19 protein-coding genes and 1 pseudogene are annotated in these 25,485 nt (G+C 64.5%); 9 read left to right on the forward strand and 11 right to left on the reverse strand.

Translation table 11 applies throughout. The features are described from left to right. Positions 1-11 precede the first annotated feature (11 nt). The 7 genes from QCE63_RS23175 (at position 12) to QCE63_RS23205 (ending at position 7,179) form a co-directional block, all read left to right on the forward strand. Positions 12-1,196 carry a 2Fe-2S iron-sulfur cluster-binding protein gene (locus QCE63_RS23175; protein WP_309836280.1) on the forward strand — a complete coding sequence of 395 codons (1,185 nt, stop codon included), beginning with the start codon at positions 12-14 and terminating at the stop codon, positions 1,194-1,196. 80 nt (positions 1,197-1,276) lie between these two features. Continuing rightward, positions 1,277-2,242 carry an amidohydrolase family protein gene (locus QCE63_RS23180; protein ID WP_309836282.1) on the forward strand — a complete coding sequence of 322 codons (966 nt, stop codon included), beginning with the start codon at positions 1,277-1,279 and terminating at the stop codon, positions 2,240-2,242. 34 nt (positions 2,243-2,276) lie between these two features. Beyond that, positions 2,277-3,029 (forward strand): Asp/Glu racemase, encoded by a 753-nt coding sequence (locus QCE63_RS23185; protein ID WP_309836284.1) that lies wholly within the window; start codon positions 2,277-2,279, stop codon positions 3,027-3,029. A gap of 11 nt (positions 3,030-3,040) precedes the next feature. Continuing rightward, a complete protein-coding gene (locus tag QCE63_RS23190; protein ID WP_309836286.1) occupies positions 3,041-3,877 on the forward strand; it encodes an alpha/beta hydrolase in 837 nt (278 codons plus the stop codon). Continuing rightward, entirely contained in the window at positions 3,864-4,898 is a 1,035-nt protein-coding gene (locus QCE63_RS23195) for a 2,5-dihydroxypyridine 5,6-dioxygenase (RefSeq protein ID WP_309836287.1), read from the forward strand. Before QCE63_RS23190 ends, QCE63_RS23195 begins: the two co-directional genes overlap by 14 nt. Before the next feature lie 18 nt (positions 4,899-4,916). After that, complete coding sequence (locus QCE63_RS23200; protein WP_309836288.1) at positions 4,917-5,540, forward strand: N-carbamoylsarcosine amidohydrolase; 624 nt, start codon at positions 4,917-4,919, stop codon at positions 5,538-5,540. A gap of 43 nt (positions 5,541-5,583) precedes the next feature. Next, positions 5,584-7,179 (forward strand): MFS transporter, encoded by a 1,596-nt coding sequence (locus tag QCE63_RS23205; protein WP_309836289.1) that lies wholly within the window; start codon positions 5,584-5,586, stop codon positions 7,177-7,179. Positions 7,180-7,199: 20 nt separating this feature from the next. Here QCE63_RS23205 and QCE63_RS23210 read toward each other — a convergent pair whose 3' ends face one another. Next, the gene (locus QCE63_RS23210; RefSeq protein ID WP_309836290.1) at positions 7,200-7,706 is read right to left on the reverse strand and encodes a MarR family winged helix-turn-helix transcriptional regulator; all 507 of its coding nucleotides are present in this window, start codon (positions 7,704-7,706) and stop codon (positions 7,200-7,202) included. 397 nt (positions 7,707-8,103) lie between these two features. On the opposite strand from QCE63_RS23210, the gene QCE63_RS23215 reads away from it, so the two are divergent. Both QCE63_RS23215 and QCE63_RS23220 read left to right on the forward strand, forming a co-directional pair. After that, positions 8,104-9,426 carry an MFS transporter gene (locus tag QCE63_RS23215; RefSeq protein ID WP_309836291.1) on the forward strand — a complete coding sequence of 441 codons (1,323 nt, stop codon included), beginning with the start codon at positions 8,104-8,106 and terminating at the stop codon, positions 9,424-9,426. 70 nt (positions 9,427-9,496) lie between these two features. Continuing rightward, positions 9,497-10,726, forward strand: a complete 1,230-nt coding sequence (locus QCE63_RS23220; protein WP_309836292.1) for a benzoate/H(+) symporter BenE family transporter — start codon at positions 9,497-9,499, stop codon at positions 10,724-10,726. Positions 10,727-10,900: 174 nt separating this feature from the next. Here QCE63_RS23220 and tssM read toward each other — a convergent pair whose 3' ends face one another. From tssM to tssH, 10 genes and pseudogenes are all read right to left on the reverse strand, one after another. Continuing rightward, entirely contained in the window at positions 10,901-14,887 is a 3,987-nt protein-coding gene (tssM, locus tag QCE63_RS23225) for a type VI secretion system membrane subunit TssM (RefSeq protein ID WP_309836293.1), read from the reverse strand. Positions 14,888-14,971: 84 nt separating this feature from the next. Then, the gene (gene tssL / locus QCE63_RS23230; RefSeq protein ID WP_309836294.1) at positions 14,972-16,387 is read right to left on the reverse strand and encodes a type VI secretion system protein TssL, long form; all 1,416 of its coding nucleotides are present in this window, start codon (positions 16,385-16,387) and stop codon (positions 14,972-14,974) included. A gap of 12 nt (positions 16,388-16,399) precedes the next feature. Beyond that, complete coding sequence (tssK, locus tag QCE63_RS23235) at positions 16,400-17,746, reverse strand: type VI secretion system baseplate subunit TssK (RefSeq protein ID WP_309836296.1); 1,347 nt, start codon at positions 17,744-17,746, stop codon at positions 16,400-16,402. 92 nt (positions 17,747-17,838) lie between these two features. After that, a pseudogene (gene tssJ, locus QCE63_RS23240) lies at positions 17,839-18,324 on the reverse strand (type VI secretion system lipoprotein TssJ); the annotation flags it as partial. 280 nt (positions 18,325-18,604) lie between these two features. After that, the gene (locus QCE63_RS23245) at positions 18,605-19,087 is read right to left on the reverse strand and encodes a type VI secretion system tube protein Hcp (RefSeq protein WP_309816312.1); all 483 of its coding nucleotides are present in this window, start codon (positions 19,085-19,087) and stop codon (positions 18,605-18,607) included. Positions 19,088-19,116: 29 nt separating this feature from the next. After that, positions 19,117-19,653 (reverse strand): hypothetical protein, encoded by a 537-nt coding sequence (locus QCE63_RS23250; protein WP_309836298.1) that lies wholly within the window; start codon positions 19,651-19,653, stop codon positions 19,117-19,119. After that, entirely contained in the window at positions 19,650-20,012 is a 363-nt protein-coding gene (locus tag QCE63_RS23255; protein ID WP_309836299.1) for a tlde1 domain-containing protein, read from the reverse strand. Before QCE63_RS23255 ends, QCE63_RS23250 begins: the two co-directional genes overlap by 4 nt. 20 nt (positions 20,013-20,032) lie before the next feature. Further along, complete coding sequence (gene tssC / locus QCE63_RS23260; RefSeq protein ID WP_309836300.1) at positions 20,033-21,535, reverse strand: type VI secretion system contractile sheath large subunit; 1,503 nt, start codon at positions 21,533-21,535, stop codon at positions 20,033-20,035. A 75-nt stretch (positions 21,536-21,610) separates the two neighbouring features. Then, positions 21,611-22,150: a type VI secretion system contractile sheath small subunit gene (gene tssB, locus QCE63_RS23265; protein WP_309836302.1), complete on the reverse strand. Its 540-nt coding sequence runs from the start codon at positions 22,148-22,150 to the stop codon at positions 21,611-21,613. A gap of 51 nt (positions 22,151-22,201) precedes the next feature. After that, on the reverse strand, positions 22,202-24,901 hold the full coding sequence (gene tssH, locus QCE63_RS23270) for a type VI secretion system ATPase TssH (protein WP_309836303.1): 2,700 nt from the start codon (positions 24,899-24,901) through the stop codon (positions 22,202-22,204). Positions 24,902-25,485: the final 584 nt, after the last annotated feature.

The raw sequence follows: 25,485 nt of genomic DNA on the forward strand, positions 1-25,485 counted from the left end.
GAGAGACTGCAATGTCCGTCATCGAACTCACCATCAACGACCGTTCCGTGCGCAGCGACGTGGAGTCGCGCGTGCATCTCGGCGACTTCCTCCGCGAAACGCATCACCTCACGGGCACGCACCTCGGCTGCGAGCACGGCGTGTGTGGCGCATGCACCGTGCTCGTCGACGGCGAACCGGTCCGTTCGTGCATCACCTTCGCCGTGGCATGCGATCAACAGAAGGTGCGCACGATCGAAGGCTTCGACGACGACGAACTGATGCGCCGTCTGCGCCGTTCGTTTTCGACCCATCACGGCCTGCAATGCGGATACTGCACGCCGGGCATGCTCATCACGGCGCGCGATATCGTGCGACGTTTCCCCGACGCCGACGAAGCGCAGATCCGCCTCGAACTCTCGGGCAACCTGTGCCGCTGTACGGGCTACATGGGTATCGTCGCGGCGATCAAGGCGGTGCTCGCGGACCTGAAGGAGAACCCGATCGCGGATGCGCCTGTCGCCCGCAAAGTGGTTAGCGATGCAACCATCGCCGCGCCCGCGTTTGAGACCTTCTCGGCTGCGCCCGCCAGCGCGTCTCAAGCTGCTGCGCCCACGGTGGCCACCGTCAACGAAGCCGCGGGCACACAGCGCAAGGGCTGGACGGCGATCGACGACAGCTTCGTCGTGCCGTTCCCGCTCGATCAGGTCTGGACTTTCATGGGCGACTTGCCTTCCGTCGCGCGCTGCCTGCCGGGCGCGGAACTGCTGGATCATGACGGCGAGTCGCTGAAGGGCAAGATCGCGATCAAGTTCGGTCCGATGTCGGCGAACTTCGCCGGCGCGGCGCGCCTGGAACGCGATGACGCCGCGCATCGCGCGGTGATGCGCGGCGCGGGGCAGGACAACATCAGCCGCTCGCGCGCCAACGGCGACGTCACCTACGCCTTGTCCAGCGAGGAAAACGGCGCGCGGACGCGCGTCGCGGTCACGCTCGAATACATGCTGCAAGGCCCGCTCGCGCAGTTCTCGCGCTCGGGGCTCGTGAAGGATTTCGTGCGGCGCATGATCGCGGACTTCGGCGCGCGCATCACCGCGCAACTCGGCGGCGGCGATGCGCCGGAGGCATCGGCAGCGTCGGCGAAGTTCAATGCAGGTGGTCTCGTCTGGAGCGTGATCTGGAGCCGCATCAAACAGCTTTTCGGCAAGGGCGATTGAACGGGACATGACCGGCCACGCACCGGCTTTTTTCGGCCATATCGTCAGCCTACTGATCAAATAGCACATCGAGGTTCTACATGAGCAAGCGGATTCGCAAGATCGCCCTGGAAGAGCACTTCAGCACGCCGGGTTTCCAGGGATATTCGAAGAGCTTCACGCAGCACATTGCACCGGACGTACTGCGCGATCTCGCGGCGCGCCTGAATGACTTCGACGAGCAGCGCATCGTCGAGATGGACCGCGCCGGGATCGACTATACGATCCTCTCGCAAACGGGTCCGAGCGTGCAGGGCGAGCCCGACGCGGCGCTTGCGATCAGCCGCGCGCAGGAGAGCAACGACTTCCTGGCCGCGCAGATTGCGCGGCATCCGGCGCGCTTCGGCGGCTTCGCAACCTTGCCGATGCACACGGCGCAAGCCGCATCGAATGAATTGACGCGCGCGGTTCGTGAACTCGGCTTCAAGGGGGCGCTCGTCAACGGCCATACGCTCGGCGTGTATTACGACGACCGCGCCTACGATCCGTTCTGGGCGACGATGCAGGAACTGGACGTGCCGCTCTACCTGCATCCCACCGATGCATTCGTGAATCCGCGCGTGCTCGATGGTCATCCGGAACTCACCGGCGCGACCTGGGGCTGGGGCGTCGAGACGGGCAGCCATGCGTTGCGCTTGCTGTTCAGCGGCGTGTTCGACCGCTTTCCGAAGCTCAAGCTCATCCTCGGTCACATGGGCGAAGGCCTGCCTTATCTGCGCTGGCGCTTCGACAGCCGCTTCGCCGTGTATTCGCACGGCTTGACTCTGGAGCGTGCGCCTTCGGAATACATCGGCACGAATATCCTCATCACGACCTCGGGCGTGTGCTCGGCGCCCGCGCTCATGGGCGCGATCGGCGAGATGGGCGCGGAGGCGGTGATGTTCTCGGTGGACTATCCATACGAATCGACGGCCATCGCAGCGGACTTCATCGAACGCGCGCCGCTCGACGACGCCACGCGCGCGCTCGTCTGCCACGGGAACGCGGAACGCCTGTTCCGCCTTTGATCGGTCGCAAGCAATCAAGCACAGGGAGCAGCACATGACGAAGCCATACCGTATCGGCCAGATCGTGCCGAGTTCGAACACGACGATGGAAACCGAAATCCCCGCGATGTTGCTCGCGCGCCAGTCGATCCGGCCCGAGCGCTTCACGTTCCATTCGAGCCGCATGCGCATGAAGAAGGTCGTCAAGGAGGAACTGGCGGCCATGGATGCGGAGTCGGACCGCTGCGCCGTCGAACTGTCGGATGCGCGCGTGGACGTGCTCGGCTATGCCTGCCTCGTCGCGATCATGGCGATGGGACACGGCTATCACCGCGTGTCGCAGAAGCGCCTGCACGAACGCACGGTGGAAAACGGCGGCGATGCGCCGGTCATCACGAGCGCGGGCGCGCTGGTCGATGCGTTGCAAGTGATCGGGGCGAAGCGTGTCGTGGTGGTCGCGCCGTACATGAAGCCGCTGACTGAACTTGTGGTCGACTATATCCGCAACGAGGATTACGAAGTCATCGACTATCGCGCGCTGGAGATTCCGGACAACCTCGAAGTGGGTCGCCACGATCCGAGCCGCCTGCCCGAGATCGTGATGTCGATGCGTTATCAGGAAGCGGACGCCATCGTGTTGTCGGCGTGCGTGCAGATGCCTTCGCTGCCGGTCATCGCGAAGGTCGAGGCGTTGACGGGCAAGCCGGTCGTCACGGCGGCGGTCGCGACCACGTATGCGATGCTCAAGCAACTCGGCCTCGAAGCCGTGGTGCCGGGCGCGGGCGCGCTGCTGTCGGGCGCTTACTGAACGAGGCGTCTATGTCCACCTTCGTCTGTGGCGCGAACCTTCACGCCAACGGTATTCGCCAGCATTACGTCCGCTATGGCCGCGAGCGTGCCGGCCGCGATCCGGTCATCATCGTGCCGGGCATCACGAGCCCGGCAGTGACCTGGGGATTCGTCGCGGAACATCTCGGCCAGGTCTTCGATACGTATGTGCTCGACGTGCGCGGCCGTGGATTGTCTTCGGCATCGGACACGCTCGATTACAGCCTCGATGCACAGGCTGCCGATCTGATTGCATTCGCAACTACCTTGGGTCTGAAACGCTACAGCGTGCTCGGGCATTCGATGGGCGCGCGCATCGGCATTCGCGCCGCACGATCGGCGCCTGCGGGCATGGTGCGGCTCGCGATGATCGATCCGCCCGTGTCGGGTCCGGGACGGCGCCCGTATCCGTCGCAATTGCCGTGGTACGTCGATTCGATCCGCCAGTCGCGCGAAGGCATGAGCGCCGAGGCGATGCGTGCGTTCTGCCCGACGTGGACCGACGCACAGCTCGCATTGCGCGCGGAATGGCTGCATACCTGCGATGAACGCGCGATTCGCGCGAGCTTCGAAGGCTTCCATACCGATGACATCCACGCCGATCTCCCGCACCTGAAGATTCCCGCCCGGCTGGTGACGGCGGGACGCGGCGACGTGGTACGCGACGAGGATGTCGAGGAAATCCGCGCAAGCGTGCCGCATCTCGAACACGTGCGCGTGCAGAATGCCGGGCACATGATTCCGTGGGACGACGAGGCCGGCTTTTACGCGGCGCTCGGCGAGTTCCTCGGTGCGTCCGTTCAAGGAGGCCGTCATGCCGGTCAGTGACTTTCAAATGGTGGATGCGTGGACCCGGGTTCTGAAGCTTTCGCGTCTGGAAGCCGGGCAGACAGTGACGATCCTCACGAGCGCGTCCACGCATCCGCAGACGCTCGCCACCGCGTTGATCGCGACGCAGGCGCTGGGCGCTATCGTGAACCGTCTCGACTTGCCGCCGGTGAACGGGGAGAAGTCCTTGAGCCGCGATTCGCTCGCGTATCTCGGCACGACGCCGCTCACGGGCAATCGCGCTGCCATCGCGGCGCTCAAGGAAAGCGATCTCGTCCTCGACCTGATGACGCTGTTGTTCTCGCCCGAGCAACTGGACATTCTGAAGACCGGCACGAAGATCCTGCTCGCCGTCGAGCCGCCCGAAGTGCTCACGCGTCTGGTGCCGACCGAAGGCGACCGGACGCGCGTGCTCGCGGCGCAGGCGCGCATTGCACGCGCGAAGAAGATGCACATCGTGTCCGCGGCGGGTACGGACTTCCATTGTCCGCTGGGCGAATTCGAACCCATCGCTGAATACGGTTTCGTCGATGAACCCGGCCGCTGGGATCACTGGCCAAGCGGCTTTGCGCTGACCTTCCCGGACGATCGAACAGCGCATGGCCGCATCGTGATCGATCGCGGCGACATCCTGTTGCCGCAGAAAAGCTACGTGCAGGACCGCATCGAACTGACGGTGGAAGGCGGTTATGCGACGCGCATCGAAGGCGGCATCGACGCGCAGTTGCTGAGCGAATACATGGCCACCTTCAACGATCCCGAGGCCTACGCGATCTCGCATATCGGCTGGGGTCTGCAACCGCGCGCGCACTGGTCGACGCTCGGCCTCTACGATCGCGAAGCGACCATCGGCATGGATGCGCGCGCCTTCGAAGGCAATTTCCTGTTCTCGCTCGGACCGAACAACGAAGCGGGCGGCAGTCGCACGACGACCTGTCACATCGACATTCCGCTGCGGCACTGCGACGTCTTTCTCGACGGCGAGCCGGTCGTGCGCGACGGCGTCGTGCTCGATCGATAAATCACAAAAGGACCCCCCATGTCCCACGATATCGAAACCTATCAGCGTCAGAGCTTCGGCACGGCGCTCGAGCCGAAGGCGCCATTCGGTCTGTTGATCGTCGATCTGGTGAACGGCTTCGCGGATCCCGAAGTGTTTGGCGGCGGCAATATTCCGCAGGCCATCGAGAACACGGTGCCGCTGCTGGCGCATGCGCGCGCGCAGGGCTGGCCGGTGGCGCACAGCCGCATCGTGTTCGCGGACGACGACGCCGACCACAACATCTTCACGATGAAAGTGCCTGGCCTGCTCACACTGAAGGAAGCGGCCCACAACAGCGCGATCGTGCCGCAACTGACGCCGCGCGACGGTGAACTGGTCGTGCGCAAGACCGTGCCGTCCGCGTTCTTCGGTACGCCGCTCGCCGCTTGGCTCACGCAACACGGCGTGCGCACGCTGTTGATTGCGGGCGCGGTGACGAGCGGCTGTGTGCGTTCGTCTGTCGTCGATGCGATGCAGTACGGCTTCCGTCCGTTCGTGCTCTCCGATTGCGTCGGCGATCGTGCGATCGGACCGCACGATGCGAACCTGTTCGACATGGCGCAGAAATACGCGGCCGTGATGAAGCGCGATGAAGCTCTGGCGCTGCTCAAGGACCTGTGATCGTCTGCATGGACGGCGCGCACGTCAACCGCATGGGATCGACATGGATACCTCTGTTTCCGGACAGCCACTGCGCTCCGTCACGCGCCACGAGTTCACGCTGATCGTTGCGTCATCGTTCGGCGCGCTGCTCGAATGGTATGACTTCTACATCTATGCGGCGCTCGCGGGCACGTTCGGCGCATTGTTCTTCCCGAGCGGCAACGACACGGTGGCCTTCCTGGCGAGTCTCGCCACCTTCGGCGCAGGCTTCCTCGTGCGGCCGCTCGGCGCGCTGTTCTTTGGACGGCTCGGCGACCGCATTGGCCGCAAATATACGTTCATGGCGACCATCGTGCTGATGGGTGTGGCGACGGTCGGCGTCGGACTGTTGCCTTCATACGAGCGTATCGGCATGCTGGCGCCGGCCTTGCTCGTCGCGTTGCGGCTGTTGCAAGGTTTCGCGCTCGGCGGCGAGACTGGCGGCGCGGCCACGTATCTCGCGGAACACTCACCCGCGGAACGGCGCGGCTTCTACACGAGTTCGCTGCAAACCACGGCGACGCTCGGATTGCTGGCATCCATCGCGGCCGTGAGCATCAGCCGCGCGGCCATGGACGAAGCCGCGTTTCGCAGCTGGGGCTGGCGCATGCCATTTCTCGTGTCGATCGTGCTGCTCGCGGTCTCGGTCTATCTGCGCACGAAGCTTGCGGAATCACCCACATTCCGCGACATGAAGCGCGCCGGACGGCTGTCGAAGTCGCCGATCGGGGAAAGCTTCGGCACGTGGGGCAATCTCAAGTACGTGCTGATCATGTTGTTCAGCACGGCGTCGGGCGTGGGCGTCGTGTTCGGCACGGGCCATTTCTATTCAATGGTCTTCCTGCAAAACACGCTCAAGGTCGCGCCGAACACGGTGAATCTCTTTCTCGCCATCGCGCTGATCGGCGTGTTTCCGTGTTATCTCGTGTTCGGGTGGCTCTCGGACCGCATCGGACGGAAGTGGATCATGATGCTCGCGTGCCTGCTGCTCGCCGCGACCACTCAGCCGATCTTCCACGCGCTGACGCACTATGCGAACCCGGCGCTCGAAGCCTTTCAGAAGCAGGCGCCCGTGACCGTTCGCGCCGACGATTGCCGCTTCACGCTGTTCTCGGCCCCGGTGACGGAGTGCGACCGCATCCGTGCGTTCCTGAGCGCGTCGGGCGTGTCGTATGAGCAAGCGCGGCCGGCGGCGGGCGAGGGCGCATCGACGACGATCGGTGCGCGCGTGGTGCACGGCAGCGACCGTCCCGCGCTGGAGCAGGCGTTGATTGCCTCCGGCTGGTCGCCGCATGCGGATCCCGCGCGCGTCGACGCCCCGATGGTCGTCTTCCTGATGTGGCTGCTGCTGCTCTATCTCGCGATGATCTACGGCCCGATGGCGGCCTTCATGGTCGAACTGTTTCCCGCGCGCATCCGCTACACGTCGCTGTCGTTGCCGTTTCATCTCGGCTCCGGCTGGTTCGGCGGCATGCTGCCTTTCGTGGTGTCGGCGATGGCGGTGGCGCGCGGCGACGTCTACTTCGGGCTCTGGTATCCGGTGGTGATTGCGCTGGTGTCGTTTGCGGTCGGCGTGCTGTTCGTGCCCGAAACATTCCGGCGCGACATCACGCAATAGCGCAGTAACGATCAAGGCCGTCAGTCGAAGTGCTTGAGCGAAGTCCGGCCGTACTGGTTGTTCCCCTCGACGAGCTTCATCATCATGCGCACGAAATGAACGCGATCTTCGGCACTCAGCGGTTCGAGAAATTTCACCTGTGCCTGGCGCATGCTGCCGTACATGTCCTTCATCGTGCGGCGGCCTTTCGCGGTGATGTTGGCGAGTTTCAGACGGCCGTCGTGCGGGCTCGGCTCGCGCTTGACCAGGCCGCGTTCCTCGAGACGGCGCAACACGTCCGCCATGGTCGTGCGATCGACGCCCACCTCCGCGCACAGCGAAGTCTGGTCGAGGCCGGGACGTTCGCTCAAGGTGGTCAGCAAGCCGTATTGCACTGGCGTGATGGCGAAGTCCTTGCAGCATTCGAAGAAGAGTGCGATGTGAATCTGGTTGAGCCGCCGGATCAGAAAGCCCGGGCGTTGCCACAAATGTCCGGTTTCGATGCCGCTATCGGCGACGGCCGCTTTTTTCTCGGCTGCGGTACCCATCCTTTACCTTTTTCGAAGAAGTTTCGTCACACGGGAGTGTAGCGTTCGCGCGCGGGGTCTGTCACAGACGCGGTCACGAAGCATGCTTGCACATGGTGCCCGATGCACCGCATCAGGGACCATGACGGCCGCGTCGATTGTAGGGGCAATCATGCTTGCGTCGCCATTTTTTTCCAGATACAAAGCTATCAATCAGCGTACTGACGAAATGCGTTGAGTTGCATTGCAGCAAGTCGATGTTGGATGTCGAAGCACGAAGTCAATAGAAGGACGCGTCGCTCAAGTCTCCGTGCGATTCGTTCATGTGCAGTGTCCCGCTCTGCGCATGAATGATCAGCATGCTGATTAAATGGCGGACGCGTTGAATATCACCTCACCCAGCGCCTTGGAGTTTCACATGAGTTCAACCCCTGTAAGGACGGACGACGTCGCCATCAAAGGGCGGTCGATGTCAGGCAACGATATCAAGACGCTGATGCTGGCGTCGCTGGGCGGTGCGCTCGAATACTACGACTTCATCGTCGCCGTGTTCTTCACGAAGCTGCTCGCGACGGTGTTCTTCCCGCCGCAGACGCCCGAGTGGCTCGCGCAGCTTGAAGTGTTCTGCATCTTCGCGGCGGGCTATCTGGTGCGGCCGATCGGCGGCATCTTCTTCGCGCACTTCGGCGACCGTATCGGCCGCAAGAAAATGTTCGCGCTGAGCCTGTTCCTGATGGCCGCGCCGACGCTGCTCATCGGCCTTCTGCCCAGCTACGCGATGCTCGGCATGGCCGCGCCGCTGCTGTTCCTGTTGTGCCGGGTGTTGCAGGGACTGTCGGTCGGCGGGGAAGTGCCGGGCGCGTGGATCTTCTGTTCGGAACACGTGCGGCGCGACCGCATCGGGCTCGCGTGCGGGCTGCTGATGTCGGGCTTGTGCACCGGCATCCTGCTCGGGGCGCTGTCGGCGAAGTTCCTGATCGGCAACATGGATCCCGCCGAACTCAAGACTTGGGGCTGGCGCGTGCCGTTCATCGCGGGCGGAATTTTTGGTCTGATTTCGGTTTATCTGCGCCGCTATCTGCAGGAGACGCCGGTGTTCGAAGCGCTGCGCGCCAAGCGTGAGGCCGATGCGCGCCTGCCGCTCGCGGTCGTGCTGAAGGAGCATCGCGGCGCGGTGATCGTCTCGCTGCTCGCCACGTGGGTGTTCTCGGGCATCTTCGTGCTGTACTTCCTCTACACGCCGACTTTGCTCCAGACGCAATTCCACTTCGCGCCGAAGGACGTCTTCACCAACAACTCGTGGTCGATCTTCGGCCTGATCCTTGGCAGCACCTTCGCCGGATGGGCCGCGGACAAGATCGGCGGCGGGCGCGCGTATGCCATCGGCAGCGTGGCGATGCTGCTCGTGACCGGCGCGTTCTATCTGAGCCTGAATGCGGGCAGCACGTCGGTCTGGGCGTTGTATATCGCGGGCGGTTTCCTGATCGGCACCATCACGCTCGGGCCGTACATCATCGTGAAAAGCTTCCCGGCCGAAGTCCGCTTCACCGGCTTTGCGCTCTCGTACAACACGGCCTATGCCATCTTCGGCGGCACCGCGCCCGCCATTGCGTCCTTCATGGTGGGACGGCAGGGCATGACGATGGCGCCCGCATGGTACATTGCCGCGTTGTGCGTGCTCGGCGTGATCATCGGCCTCATCTGGCGCGCGCCGGTGCACGCCGAAGCGGCCGCGCACTGACGCACGGCCTGGGTTCCGTCGCGGTCTTGCACGCTTTCAGTGCGAGACCGCTTGAGCAAGAGCACTCTCCATGTCCGTTGGTGACACAAGCGGCGAAAGCGGCGAAAGCGGCAAAAGCGGCGATCACGGCCTCGGCCGCTCGTGGCTTCTCTATCTCTCACTCGCGTTCGCGAGCATGAGTTTCTCCGCGACCGGCCCGGTCGCCATCATCATCGCCGCGTCGCGCGAAGGCGGCTTGAGCTTCGCGCAGACGTCGTCGTGGCTGTTCACGTCGATCGGCATCAACGGGCTCGCCAGCATTGCAATCAGCTGGAAGACGCGCCAGCCGCTGCTGTTCCTGTGGACGATTCCCGGCGCGGTGCTCCCCGCACCGGTGATCGCGCAATACGGGTTCGGGGCCGCGGTGGGGACTTATCTGGTGTGCGCGGCCGTGCTGCTGGTGCTGGGCGTGACGAACCTCGTCGGCCTGCTCGACCGCTGGGTGCCGATGCCCATCGTCATGGCGATGATCGCCGGGCTCTTCATCAAATACGTGCTGGCCGTGGTGCATTCGACCGTGGCCGCGCCGCTCATCGGCGGCTGCATGCTGCTGTGCTTCTTCGGCCTGTTGTGGCTCGAACGCCGCAACGCCGCGCCGATCCCGCCGCTGATCGGCGCCATGCTGGCGGGCGCGGCGGTGCTGTTCGCGACCGGCTTCCGGCTGCCGAGCCACAGCGGCGGCGCATGGATTGCGACGCCCGCGTTGATCGTGCCGCGCTTCGACCTTCACGCGATCTCGCAACTGCTGCTGCCGCTGCTCATCACCGTGCTGTTCGTGCAGAACGCGCAGGGCATCGCGGTGACGCGCGCATCGGGTTATCGGACGTCGTTGCGCCTCGTGACGCTCGTCAGCGCGGCGCTCACGGCGATCACCGCGCCCTTCGGCGGTTGTCCCTCGGTGCTGGCCGGGCCGAGCAATGCGATCCTGGTGTCGGGCGGCACGCACGGACGGCATTATCTCGGTGCGTTGATGGCGGGCGTCATCTGCGTGGCGATTGGCGTGTGCTCGACGGCTTATGTCTTCCTTCTGACGAGCCTGCCCGGCGCGTACATCGCGATCCTCGCCGGACTGGCGATGATGGGCGTGCTCGAAAAGTCCTTCGTCAGCGCGTTCCGGTCGGCCTTGCCCTTGAGCGCGATGATCGTGTTCGTCGTCACCTTGAGCGATGTCACGCTGCTGGGCGTCGGCGCGGCATTCTGGGGCGTGGTGGCCGGATGTCTGGTGTATTACGCGATCGAACACCCGCGACCGGCAGATTGACCCGGAAGATGCTGCGCCAGTCGGAGGCCGCTATCAGCAGGCCGCCGAGAATCGGCCCCGAAGCATCGGCCCCAAAGCATCGGCCCCAAAGCATTGGCCCCGAAGCATTGGCCCCGGCGCAATCGACACCGCGCGGATGGGGACGTGCGTTCCTGGTCTTGCAGGGGCTCTTGCTCAAGGCGAGGCCGGCATGGTCGAAGGCGCGGGCAGTCCGGGCGGCGGACCACTGTCCGCGAGGTCGAACAGCGGGACAGCGGCAGGGCAATGAAAGGCCGTGAGCAGGTCGCTCGTCAACGGATTGGCGAGGCTGCCGGTGCTCGCGATATCCAGCGCCGCCTTGCGTCCGTCGAAATCGAACACGACGCGCACGCGTCCCGGCGTCGCGGTCGGCACGATCTGGCCGCGTCCGAGCAGGCGCATCAGCGCCCACGGGCCGTCCACCGAGAGTGTCGAGGTGTCTGTCCGGATCCGCGGGCTCGCCGTGAGTTCGACATGCACGCCGCCGCGCGGTCCCGGCCAGGCGACTCTCAGCGGCGTCACCGGGCCATGCTGATACAACATGCTTTGCCCGTCGATATCGATGGCCAGACTCAGAATGGCGGGATCGAGCTCAGGCACGCGCACATCTGCTTTCCAGGCAATCTGCTTGCCCTGTTCACCGAAGAAGACTTGACGGATCGCCAGCGCGCGCTGGAAGGGTGCGAGATCCGGGCCCAGCACGGGCGCGGTGGAGCCGGGCAGGGTGTGGTAGCGCCAGGGCTGTGAGGACGTATCGACGAAGGGCGCCAGGTTCTTGGTGAAGAAGTCGTCGAGCAGACCGCCTTGCGCGAACATCCGCGTGAAATCGTCGATGCTGATATCGCGCGCGCTGTCCCGCACGAACGGATAGTGGCCTTCGACGGCCAGCCGGCATGCATCGCCGACCACCGCCTGCGTCTGACGCGACAGCAGTTGTCCGACGCCCTGGTTCACGTCGCGCGATCCCTGCAAGGCGAGCGCCTGCAACACCGCGCGAAACGGCGCGGGCATGGTGTCGGCGGCCATCTTGAGCTTCGCGGAGGCGTCGTTCGGCGGCGGCAGGCCATTGTTCGAGAGCGCGCTTTCGGCGATGGTCAGCGCCGTGTAGGTGTCGTTGAGCAAGGTGGCGACGCCGTCGAGTCCCGTGCGGCGTGCCTGCGGCGTCCCCGGTGCAGACGGTGCATCCTGCGCCGCTCGCGCCGGCGCGTCCTGTCGGACCTGCGCTTCGCCCGTCACCATCTCGCGCAGCGCGGCGAAGCGGTCGTCGACGAGTTCACGCTCCACGCGCTCCTGCGCCCGCATGCCGAACGCTCTCGCCTTGCCTGCGAACGCGGCGTCCGCCTGATCGAGCAGCGAACGCTTTTCGTCCGTCAGGCTTTTGGTGAGCGTGGTTTCGCGCGCGGCGGCGAATGCCAGTCGCGCGAGCGGCGAGTCGGGCGCCGCGAACTGACGCATGATCTGCAAGTTGAATCCAGCACTCGATCCGGTCACCGGACGAATATCCGCCAAAAACGCGCTCCAGTGCTGCTGATACTCCGTCAGATACAGGCGGCGGATGGCGTCGGTCAACGCATCGTCTCCGCCGCCGGCGGCGCTCACGAATTCAGCCGTTTTTTTTTGAGCCTCGCGTGCGTTACTGGTCCAGCCCGCGAGATACGCCCGGCCCATGACCCAGGCGTCGTCATCGCGTGCGATCTTGAGGAATTCCGCCAGGCGACGGTCGAACAGGGCGCGGTAGCCATCGAACGTAAAGAGGCCCGGCACGCCGCGCGAAAGCGGCTCGCCGCTTGCACGCGTGAACGACATGCCCGCCTGCGGTCCCACTGCGCGCAGCAGCGTGAAGTCGTCCGGTGCGTCGTCCTGCATCGCGGCCTTTGCGCGATCATAGAGGCGTTGCGTGCCGTTGCTCTGGTCGAGAAAGCCGCGCGCGCGCTCGATCAGTGCGTCGTTGCGGATGAGCGGCGACTGAACGACGCGCTGCCCCGCGAAAAGCCGGTCGAGATGTTCCAGCATCGACGCACGGCCGCCGTAGACCGACGCGCTGTCCGTTCTCGACCAGTCATCGAGCACCCAGGCCTTGATTTCGCTGCCCTTGAACTTCGCTGGCTCGTACAACATCAGGTAGACCCGCAGCGCGCCGTAGGCGGCCTTCGGATCCTGCCGCGCGATGGCCTGCGCGATGACCGCCTCAATGCGATGCACGATCTGCGGCAGCAGCAGGCTGGCTTCGAGGGCGCGATAGGTTGCGCCGCTCGCATCGACGATTTCGGGCGCCACGTACAGCCCATAACGATAGCTTGCGTCGGGACGGGCGAGATCGAGGCCGGTCCGGGCAGGCAGGTGCAGGGCGTCGGTCAGTGCATCGGGCACGTCGTCGGGCCTGGGCTCGCGATACAGTTGCGCGACCTTCGCGGAGAGCGCCTGGGTCTTGTGCGTGACGGCCGCCAGATAGCTGCTGTTGTTGCCGAAGCTTTCGTAGAGGGCGACGGCCAGCCAGGTGAACAGCAGCACCGCGAGCGCATGGCCGATCAGCCGTAGCAGGCGGAAGCGAACCTCCCAGCGCAGGTTGGGCCGCACCAGATGCGCTTCGGGCAGGATCACCTTCCTGAAGACATCGTGCAGGAAGTAGCTGCGGTTGCCGGCTGGAGTCGCTGACGTGGGACGGCCGGGGAGCGCGTGTTCGACGCCGTCGGCCAGACGCCGGGCGATCGTCGCGGGTTCGGCCGGCAGAGGCAGGCCCTCTTGCGCGGCGCTCGTGAAGTACACGCCGCGCAGCATCGCGTGACGTTCGGTGTCGTCGTAACGCGTGCCGGTGAACAGTCGCGCCAAGCACTCCGCGAGCGGCGCGGCGAGCGCGGCGAAGGCCTCGGGAAAGGCCACGAGACGGCGGCGACGGTCGAGATCGAATTCGTCTTCGAGGCGCGTGTTGAGGCCGTCAGCCAGACGCGCCGCCAGCAACGCGAGTTCTTCGCGGCAGCGCGCTTCGGTCGCCGGCGACGCGACCGGCAGCGTGAAGCCCCAGATCTGCGCGCGATGTTCCTCGGTCAGCGCGGCAAAGTAATCGGCAAAGCCGCTCAGGCGGTCCATCTGCGTGACGATCAGATACACCGGAAAGCGAATCCCGAGCATGCGGCGCAGGTCCGCGAGCTGCGTGCGAAGGGCGTCGGCTTCGGCTTCGCGCTGGGTGGCATCGGCGGCGGTGAGCAGGTCGAGCCGGATCGTCAGCAGCGCGCCGTTGATCGGCGCGCGCGGACGGTGGCGGCGCAGCATTCGCAGGAAACCCAGCCATTCCTGCGTGTCTGTCTCGCGTTGGCTCAGTTCATTCTTTGCGATGCCGGGATGCAGCGGTGCGACGGTCGCGGTCCGTGTCTCGCGGGCCAAGGTCAGCGGGCGGGAGGACTGACCTGGACGCGTGTAATAGCCCGGGGTGTCGATGCACAGGGCTTCGTCGGTGAGCCACCAGTCGACGGCGCAAGCAGAAGGCGCATCCGGGCGCGCCTGCCGGAGCGCGGCGCTCGCGGGCACCGGCAGGCCTGCGTTGAGCAGTGCACGCGTCTTGCCCGAGCCCGCTGAACCGAGCGCGATGAACCAGGGCAATTCATACAGATAACGGGTGCGCTGAAACAGCCGGGCGAAGCCGCCCGTGCGCGTGCTCTTGAGGCTCTCCAGCAGGCTCCTGAAGTGTGTTTCGAGTTGCCGGAGCCTGGGATTCGCCGGCGCTTCCTGTTTGTTGCCGAAAGCGAGTGCGCGGCGCAGGAACTGTTCGTCGCTGCGCATGCGGCACCAGATACGGTACAGCAGCCAGCCCACGAAGACGGCGACGACGGCTGCAATAGCGACGATGCGCGTGTCCGTGGACGCGAACGGCTTCTTCTCGCCGAAGCTCAGCAGCGGGGCGGCATGCCAGATGAGCAAGCAGAGCAGCGCGCCGAACACGACCGCCATCGATATATGTCTGAGCCGGAGCAGCGCGCCGCACAGAATCAGCGCGATCACGATCACGCGCAACGCGACGCTTTCGAGCGGCTTGAGTCCGCCGAACGCGAAGTACGGCCCGATGAACCAGACGGCCAGCACGAGCAGCAGCAACGCGATGATCGCGAGAAACATGCGTGAAAACAGGAACGACAACAGCTTCTTCATTCTTCGGGTCCACTTCTTCAAGTCCAGTAACGACGCTCGGCGTGATGGCTCACGCCAGTGAAAGCGGGTGCGCCGTGAGTCCCGTTACGGCACGACAGCGATCTCGACGCGCCGGTTCAGCGCGCGGCCCGACGCCGTGCGGTTGTCGCCGAGCGGACTGGATGCGCCCCGGCCGACCGCTTCCAGTCTTCCCGCCGGCACGCCGGCCGCTTGCAGTTGCTGGACGACCTGCGTGGCGCGTTCGAGCGAGAGCGCGTCGTTGGAGGCGTAGCGGCGGCTGCGGATGGGAAGGTTGTCGGTGTAGCCGGTGACCGTGACGCGGCCGGGAACCCGGGCCACTTCTCCCGCGATCTTTGCGATGAGGGGGTTCATCGCAGCGTTCACGTCGATTCCGCCCGGCGCGAACATTGCGTCGCCCCGGAAGGTCACGGTGCTGTGTTGCGCATCTTCATCAACGCTCACCATGCCGGCCGCAATTTCGTTCGCCAGCAGTTCGCGGAGGCGCGGAACGCGCGGCGCGGGCGGCGGCGTCATGCGGCCAATCTCGATGATCTGCGACTCGAGCGAGGCGCCTTTGTTGAGCAAGTGATACTTGAACCAGCCGAACAGGCCAAGCAACGCGAGCCCGAGGACGGCGAAACTGATCCATGCGGGGAAGTTCCATAACGACAGGCGTTGGCCGCGGGCGCTGGAGTCGGCGTGGGGGGAGAGGGCGAGGGGCAGGGAGGGGCGGGTCTGCTGAAGTTGGTTGAACAGACTGCGGCGGATTTCGTCGTGCTTGCGCGCGCCGTCTGCGTCCTTTGCATACCTGCCTATGAAACCCAGGTTGAGAACCCGGTAGATAACTTCGATCAAGTCCAGGTATTCGTGAGGTTCCGCTGACAGACGGCCGATGAGGTAGAAAATCTTTGCCCCACCATCGCGATCTGCATGGAATTTTGCCGCCAGACCTTCATTGCTCCACATCGCGCCGTTAAACTTCTTGCCCCATGAGGTTTTCATGGCGGCTTCATCAAGAGCGGTACATAGGCAGTAGCGCGCACCGAGCATGTAGTCGTGACGGATATTGGCCTGTTCGCACAGGCGCTGAAAATCGCGCACTTCGTCCTCGAGCAACTGCCGAAGCACTTTCATACCGACTTCATTCAGGTTATCGGGCATTTCCGCAAGCGCGCGCAAAAGCGGCCGCGCCGCTTCAAGCAATGGATTGCGCGCCGCGAGAATTGCACGCAGACGTGCTGCGGGGACTTCGCCTGGTGGCATGCGGCTCATGAGACTTTTGAACGCTTCGGCCGCCGCTTCCGCTTCCGCTTTTGCTTTTGCTTTTGCTTTGGCTTCCGCTTCCGCTGCCGCTTCCGCTGCCGCTTCCGCTTCCGCTTGCTTATCCGGAGCCGGTTTGGCGGGCGTCTTATCTTGCCGCGATGTCTCTTTAACATCCGTCGTGGTCTTAGCGTGTGTAATTTCTAGCCTCCCGATGCCTGCACTAAGTTCTTCCCGCACCTGCCGCTTGCGTCACCCGCGCACGCCCCACAACTGGAGTTGCAGCCCAGGAAAATCGCCCGCGACATGCAGCGCGATGCCGCCATGTTTCTCGACGGCACTCCAGAGCGGCCCGCCGCGCGCGATTTCGAAGTAGACGAAGCCGGTGTTGAAGGGAATCTGGCGCGGCGGCACCGGCAGGCTTTGCAGCGGAATGCCCGGCAGATGCCCGCGCACGAGATCGGGCAGACGCTCGGACGGCCCGACCTTGGCCTGGGACGCGAAGCGGTCGGCCAGCGCATCCGGCGCCATGTTCGCGAACACGGCGAGCACCACGGCGGAGAAGGAGCGCATCTCGCCCGGATCGACGACGGCATTGCTCACACCGTAGCCTGCATCATCGAGCGGAATACGCTGGGCGCTGCGCACCAGCACTGCGTTGAGCAGCCACTGCGTATCTTCGACGATCGGCCGCAGACACAGATGCGGCTCTTCATGCCGATATGGCGGATGCGTGTCGAGCGGACGACGCGTGGCCGGCCGGACATAGGTGGACAGTTCGCCGGCCATGCTCAGCAACAACGCATAGAGCTCCGCCGGAGACGTGGTCGGCACGCGGCGCAGATGCTGCAACAGGGGTTCGTAGCGATTGAGCGTCTGCAACAGCAAATAGTCCGATACTTCGGCCACAGAACCTGCTTGCCCGTCGCTGCCGGTCAGCCGCTTGGCGAGCTTGTCGGCGCGCATGTGAAGCAGGTCGTGGACGTCGCCGAGCCAGGTGGTGAGCAACGCGCTCGCACCGTATCCGCATACGGGTGGGACGAGGGAATCGTCCAGTTCGATGCTGCCGTCGGCGCGCAAGGACTTCACGCGCGCGAGCGGCAGGCCGATCCATCCGCCCGTCATCTCCTTGCGGGGCAACAGGCGCACGCGCAGGTTCGACAGCTGGACAGTCTTGGACCCCAGACCGGTGGAATTGGCATCGCGCAAGTCGATGGCGAACACGGAATGACGCGCGAGCGAATCCGCCGCATCGTCGAAGGTGGTTTCTTCGCCGTTAGGCACACGCACTGGCACCGCAAGGCAGATCTCCTGTTCGAGATGCTCCTGGCGGATGGTCAGCGGCGCGGGCGGCGGCGTGCTGCCGGGCGTGTCGAAGGGGGTGCCGTCGGCGAACAGGCCGCTCGCCGATTTCACGATGACCTTGCCGAGCGCGAGCGCCTCGGAATCGATCGCATAGTGCGAGAAACCGAAGAAGAACGGTGACAGCGGCGCGGCGCGCTTGTGCGCGAACTGCTCCAGATACCGCTCCTGTTGCTGGAACAGTTGCGGACAGAGAAAAAGGCCTTCGCTCCAGGTGACTTTGTTGTGCCAGCTCATGCGCTATGTGCTCATTCGTTGTGCGGCCGGTTGCCGGAAGGGGCGCTCGAGGGGGCGCTTGGGGGATTGAGTGAAGGATTGCCGGATTGAGGGTCGCTGATCCGGATGGCATCGGTATCGAGGTCGATGGCGAGCTGCAGTTTCGGCGCGCGCCGGTACCATGCCGCCGGCGGTGTCGCGGGCAGCATCGTCGTCGCGCGCCACACGGCGTGGGGCAGGTCGCGGTATGCCGCGATCACGCCCAGCGCCGTGCTGGCACCCTGGGCGTTGCGTGCGATGCGCCTGCTCTCGCCGGGCCGCAACATGAACTGGTCCCGCACCACGAGATCTGCCGCGAGCACGGTCTTCTCCTTGTCCTGAAGGGATTGAAAATCCGCCTCGTTGAATGCGTCGACACCCTTCAGTTCGTACACGCGCACGAGAATGGGCGCGGCGCGTTTCTGGTCGTCGGGATTCACCGTCGATGACGCGCGAATGGCCAGGTCGAGCTTCAGCGGCTCGCGTCGGGGCGGGGCGTCGGAGCTTGCGCAGGCGCCCAGTGCCAGCGCGCACACGAGCGTTGATACGCGCGCGCACACGGAAGAAGCACCGGACGAAGCGCCGGGCGAAGCACCGGACGAAGCACCGGACGAAGCACCGGACGAAGCACCGGACGAAGCACCGGACGAAGCACCGGACGAAGCACCGGACGAAGCACCGGACGAAGTACCGGACGAAGCGCCGGGCGAAGCACCGGACGACCACGCGGGCGCGGTGACGGATCGGATGAAACGAGTCAGCAGAAATCGCATGGATGGCGTGCAGGTCGGAACCCGATGCTTGTGCCTCGGGTTCCGGGTGAAAAGGCATCAGGTTCGTTCAGGCTTCCTTGTTGCCCTTGATGTCGAATGCCGCCGTGACGGCTCCGCCGCTGCCGCCCTGGGCGTTCTGCACGATGTACTCCTGTTTCACCTTGGCGAACGCCAGGCGCACTTCCTCGCGGACGCCGTTCTCGCCATGGGAGCCCGAAGGCTGCACCTTGGTGACCATCACGTCGCTCATGGTGATCTTCAGATACTCGAGCGGATTGCCGCCCGCCTTGCGCACGGTCAGGACGGCCTGATCGATGTGCTTGCCGGTCAGGCAATACTTCATCAGGTTGGGACTGGCGCGGTCCATCAGATGCTCGAAACTGAGATCGTCGACGCTTGCCTTGCCCGCGCCGCCGCCACTGCCTGCATGCATCATCGAATCCTGCGAGACGCGCCAGCCCCAGCTCGCCACTTCGATTTCGCTCTTGTGCGCCGCATCCTGCGATTCGCCGTCGATACCGTTGATCTTGATGAAGATGTCTTGTGCCATGTTTGTCTGTTCCTTGAGGTTGAGGGGGGTTATTGAAGTTGCGTCGGGCTCGTTTCGAGCAGCCGCTGGATGTGCGCGAGTCGGTCCAGGCACGGGGCGCGCCGGACCGCATCGCCTTCCGGCACGTCCGATACCGCTGGAATGGCCCGGTCCAGATAGGCCTTCATCTCTCCCGGCGCTGGCTCGATGAACGGCGCACCGCACACGGCGGCGGCGCCGAGCACCGGCCCGTCGTCGAGCACGCTCAGGACGGCCGCGGGATTCTTCGGCAGCGCCGTGGCAAGAGCGATGGTCAGGCCGATGGAAGCGCTCGCGTCCGTACCCTGCGCGAGCCGGGGTGCGAGTTCGACCCAGGCGGCGTTGCCGCTTGCGATGCTGTCGAGCACGGCATCGAACTGACCGTCGCGGTCGAGCGAGGTCACGGCCGGTTGAGCGCCTTGCGTCTCGATCTCCCCGGCGATGCGCGCGGCGTCCGGCGCCACCTGGGCGCTGACGCATGCCGAGGCAAGCAGCGCACTGGCGAAAGACGCAGGCAGGCCGGGTTTGAGGAACAGGAATCGCATCATTGGACGATCAATCCTCTGTCTGCGCTCCGGTTGATCTGTTCGCGCACGGGCCGCCCGAGAATCACGCAGCCGGTGGATGCCGTGTGCTCCAGGTTGTCGCCGTGAATCAAGAAGGCGGATCGTCCGAAGGTGGTGGTGCCGACTTCCGGTGTGAGGTCCATCGAAACGGCGCCTGTGCGTACTGAATGACGCGCATTGCCGATCCGATAACTGCCTCGCGGAATCGGGCCCACGTTTCGGATGTTTTCCATGGCGGGGTTGTTGCGGCCATCTCCTGCGCCGGAATAGCCGTTTCTGGCGACGATGTTGCCGTCCGGATCGCTGAGCGTGCCGGTGGTGCGGGTATAGGTCCAGGGCATGACGGTTCCTCCAGGCTGATTCAGGCGGTTTCCTTCACGGAAGGCAGACGGGCGACGAGTCTCAGCGATACCGTCAGTCCCTCGAGCTGGAAATGCGGACGCAGGAAGAACTTCGCCTGGTAGTAGCCTGGGTTGTCCTCGAGATCTTCGACCACGACCTCGGCAGCCGCGAGCGGACGGCTGGCCTTCGTGTCCTGCGAGGAGTTGGCAGGGTCGGCGTCGACGTAATTCATGATCCAGCCGTTCAGCCACTGCTGCATTTCCTCGCGTTCGCGGAACGAGCCGATCTTGTCGCGCACGATGCACTTCAGGTAATGCGCGAACCGCGAACACGCGAACAGATACGGCAGGCGTGCAGAGAGATTCGCGTTCGCGGTGGCGTCCGGGTCGTAATACTCCGCCGGCTTTTGCAGCGACTGGGCGCCAATGAACGTGGCGTGGTCGGTGTTCTTGCGGTGGATCAGCGGAATCAGGCCATTCTTCGAGAGTTCTGCTTCGCGCCGGTCGGAAATGGCGATTTCGGTCGGGCATTTCATGTCGACGCCGCCGTCGTCGGTCGGGAAGGTATGGCAGGGCAGGCTGTCCACCGTGCCGCCAGACTCGACGCCGCGAATCAGCGAACACCAGCCATACAGCTTGAAGGAGCGGTTGATGTTCACGCCCATCGCATAGGCGGCGTTGGCCCAGGCAAAGCGCTGATGATCCGCGCCGTCGGTCTCCTCTTCGAAATCGAATTCGTCGACCGGATTGCTTTTGGCGCCATAGGGCAGGCGCGCGAGGAAGCGCGGCATGGCCAGGCCCACATAGCGCGCATCCTCGGTGGTACGCAACGAGTTCCACGGCGCGTATTCGAGGTTCTGCGCGAAGATCCGGGACAGGTCGCGCGGGTTGGCGAGTTCCTGCCACGATTCCATCTGCAGGACCGCGGGAGAAGCCCCCGAGATGAAGGGGGTGTGCGCGGCCGCGGCCACCTTGGCGATCGAGCCGAGCAGGTCCACGTCGGGCGGCGTGTGGTCGAAGTAGTAGTCCGCGACGAGACAGCCATACGGCTGGCCGCCCAGTTGCCCGTACTCCTCCTCGTAGATCTGCTTGAACAGCGGGCTCTGGTCCCACGCAAGCCCCTTGTAGCGTTTCATCGTGCGGCGCAGGTCGTTCTTGGACACGTCCATGAAGCGGATCTTGAGCCGCTCGTCCGTCTCGGTGTTCGACACCAGATGATGCAGCCCCCGCCAGGCCGATTCCAGTTGCTGGAAATCGGCGTGATGCAGGATCAGGTTGATCTGCTCGGAAAGCTTGCGGTCGATCTGCGCGATGATGGCTTCAATGCTCTTGTAGGCGTCGTCGCTGATGGTGAGCGTCTGCTGCAAGGCCTGCTCGGCCAGCGTTTGCACGGCCTGTTCCACCGCCTCGCGCGCGGCCGCCGTCTTGGGGCGGAACTCGTGATTCAGCAGGGCGGAAATGTCGCTGTGGGCGAACGGGGCTGTCGGGGCGGCTGCGCTCGCCTGGACCTGGTTGACTGTCATGACGGGTCTCTGTCGTGTCTCGGTCGGGTTCGGTGGGCCAGAGTCGCGCGTGCGCGCGAGTCATCCGGCGGCGGATCAGTTCAGCGTGGCTTCGATGGCGTCCGGCGCGCTGTCGGCGGCCGGCTTCGGCGCGGCGGAGAGGGACTTGAGCAGCGCCGGATCGCGCAGAAGCGTGTTGACGAGCGCTTCCGCGCCGGATTTGCCGTCCATGTAGGTTTGCAGGTTGGCAAGCTGAGTGCGTGCCTCAAGCAACTGGCTCAGCGCGTCCACCTTGCTCGCGACCGCGGCAGGCGAGAAGTCCTCGATGCTTTCGAAGGTCATGTCCACCATCAACTGTCCTTCGCCCGTAAGCGTGTTGTGTACGGGGAACGCCACACGCGGCTTGATGGCCTTCATGCGTTCGTCGAAGTTGTCGATGTCGATTTCCAGGAAACGCCGGTCCGCCACGGCCGGCAGCGGTTCGACCGGCTTGCCGGAGAGGTCCGCTAGCACGCCCATGACGAAGGGCAGCTCGACCTTCTTTTCGGATCCGTAAACCTCGACGTCGTATTCGATCTGCACGCGCGGCGGGCGATTGCGCGCGATGAACTTCTGGGAATTATTGGCCTGCGACATAGGTGCCTCCGTGATCTAAAGAGCGGCGGAATGGGTGAATGAACTTGAGAGCTAGGCGGTGTACGCGACGTCCGCAACAGGCGACGGCGCGGTGAGCGCGAAGACGATGGCCTCGGGAGGATCGAGCAGCGGATCGCCGACGTCGGCGTCGATTCGCGTGATCGGCGTCTGCGCTGACATTGCGTCGAGCCACAGCCCGGACAGGCGCGGCAGCACATGTCTTTCAATGAAGCCGATGAGCACGCGCGCACCGGTTTCCTGCACGAGACAGCGGCTGACGATGTAGTCCGTCAGGCGTTCGCTGCAGACGAGCGAGATGCCGTGGCCTTCCGCCATGCGGCGTACGACGCGATTCAGATGCAGCCGCACGATGACGGCAAGCGACGCCTGCGCGAGCGGCCGGTAAGGCACGACGGTCACGCGGCCGAGGAAGGCGGGCGGGAAGGTCTTCAGCAACTCGGGTGTCAGCGCCGCCTGCAACGTGTCCTGATCGGGCGCACGCGCAGGGTCGGCGCACAGGCTCGCGATGCGCTCCGCGCCGGTATTGCTCGTGAGCAGGATGGTGGTGTTGCGGAAGTCGATATGGCGCCCGTCCGCGTCTTCCATGTAGCCCTTGTCGAACACCTGGAAGAACATTTCGTGCACGTCGCGATGCGCCTTCTCGATCTCGTCGAGCAACAGCACCGCGTAGGGACGGCGCCGCACCGCTTCGGTCAGCACGCCGCCCTCGCCTGAACCGACGTACCCCGGCGGCGCACCCTTGAGGCCTGAGACGCTGTGCGCTTCCTGATACTCGCTCATGTTGATGGTGATGAGATTCTGCTCACCGCCGTACAGCGCTTCGGCGAGCGCCAGCGCGGTTTCCGTCTTGCCGACGCCCGATGGCCCGGCGAGCAGGAACACGCCCACCGGCTTGTGGGGATCGGCGAGGCCGGCGCGCGCGGTCTGGATGCGTTCGCCGATGAGCGCGAGCGATGCAGGCTGACCGATCACGCGCGCCGCCAGCGTGTCGGACAACGCGCGGATGGCCATGATTTCGTCGGTGACCATGCGGCCCACGGGAATGCCGGTCCAGTCCGAAACGACGGCGGCCACGATGGCCTCGTTCACCTCCGGAAACACGAGCGGCATTTCGCCTTGCAGTTCGTGCAGGCCCTGTTCGAGCTGGCGAAGTTCGGCGGGCGTGGGACGGCGCTCGGCCGGCGCCGCGTCAGGGACCGGCGTCAACGCCGCTTCGCGGGCTCTGACGAGCGCTTCCGCCGCGGCGGACTGCGCCTGCCAGTGCGCCTCGAGTGCGCGTTGCTCGGCCAGCAAGGTGTCGATGCGGGCACGCGCCTCCTGCATGGCGCGTCCCGGCTGCAGGCCGATGCGCGCCTCTTGTTCGAGGAGGTCAAGTTCGACTCGTGCGGCCTGCAAGCGCTCAGTCAGTTGCAGGAGTTCACGCGGCGGCGCTTGCTGTGAGAGCGCAACGCGCGCGCAGGCGGTATCGAGCAGGCTGATCGCCTTGTCGGGCAACTGGCGTGACGGGATATACCGGTGCGAGAGCCGGACCGATGCCCGGATCGCTTCGTCGCGCATGATCACGCGATGATGACGCGCGAACATCCCGGCGAGCCCGCGCACCATCTCGATTGCTGCGGCTTCCTGCGGTTCGGCGATCTGCAGGACCTGGAAGCGCCGCGTGAGCGCCGGGTCCTTTTCGATATGACGCTTGTACTCTGCCCAGGTCGTCGCGCCGATGATCCGCACCGCACCTCGCGCCAGGGCGGGCTTGAGCAGGTTGGCCGCGTCGCCGGTGCCGGCCTGGCCGCCTGCGCCGACCAGCGTGTGGATCTCGTCGACGAACAGGATGACCGGCACGGGCGATTTTCTTGCTGCTTCGAGCACGCCCTTGAGGCGGGCCTCGAATTCGCCCTTCATGCTGGCGCCCGCCAGCAGCGCGCCGACGTCGAGCGACAGCAGGCGGACATCGGCGAGCACGCCTGGCACGTCGCCGCTGGCGATGGCCAGCGCGAATCCTTCGACCACGGCGGTCTTGCCGACACCGGCCTCGCCGGTCAGCAACGGGTGATTCTGACGCCGGCGCAGCAGGACGTCGGTCAGTGTGCGGATTTCCTGGTCGCGGCCGCTGATGGCGTCGATCTCGCCGCTGCGCGCGAGCGCCGTGAGGTCCGTGCAATAGTGTCCAAGCGCGCCTTCAGGCGTTGCGCTCACGGCTTGCGACATCTCGCCCGGCAGCGCCGGATCGAAGGCGCTGCCGTCGTAGGGCGGGTCGGCCGCTTCGGGCGAGCCGGCCGCCCAGGAGGCAAAGGTCTCGTCGAGGTTCTCTGAGGGAAGGCGCATGAACTCCCGTGATACCGCCAGCAGCTCCCGCCGCAATTCCGGCGTGCCCGCGAGCGCCGCCAGCAGCCACGCGCCGCGAATGCGCCGCTCGTTGCGGCCGAGCGATGCGATCACCCAGGCGCGTTCGATCGCCATCTCGACCGGGTGTGAGAAATCGCTGATGGAACTCGCGCCCCCCGGAAGCGAGCGCAGTGTGCGCACCAGATCCTGTTCCAGCGTTTCGTACTCGATACCGGCATGTCGCACGATCCGGTGCAGGTCGCTGTCGGTCAGCTGAAGCAACTGATGAATCCAGTGCGCCAGTTCCACATAGGGATTGCCGCGCAATTTGCAGAACGTGGTCGCGGACTCAATTCCGCGAAACAGCGTCACGCCTAGTTTTCCGAATAACGTCTGGCGAGAAATCATTTTCGTACGCGCGCCTGATTCACGCCCATGAATATTCGTTCAGGGCGTGGGTTGAGTTTGTGTTTTATTCCGAGTCCGATTAAAGACAAATGCGAGTGCAATACTTGTCTTCCAGTTCGGAGCCAATGTTATGAAGCCAATCATGAATTTCGATTCTGTAAACGTCAAGCTGGCCTCACGGCTCAACTTATCCCAATTATTCAAATGACAAAAAGCAGCATAGTCGCTCGGAAGAGCGTAGAATCGAATAATTTAATATTTAAAATCAATGTAATACGTATGTATCGCCCTATCGGCCGAAGCGACTCCCAATAGGCGCGGCTAGCCAATGCCGTTTGAGTAAAATCCTAAATTGAGGTTTTTCCGATTGATAAATCGTACAAAAAATCACAATAGGACGTTGCCGAATATTCCGATTACACGAAATCGAGCTTTTGAACTCTGGACAGGCATATTCGATTCGTGCGCTAATTCCTCTTATCGGGAGCAGGCTGAATTAAAAGACTGTTCAGGCTAGTTTTAACTCGCGGGTATTTTCGCGGGCATCAATGCGCGCCACTCTGGCGGCGAGCGTGCGGAGGGTT

The organism is Caballeronia sp. LZ065, assembly GCF_031450975.1.
Classification (GTDB): domain Bacteria; phylum Pseudomonadota; class Gammaproteobacteria; order Burkholderiales; family Burkholderiaceae; genus Caballeronia.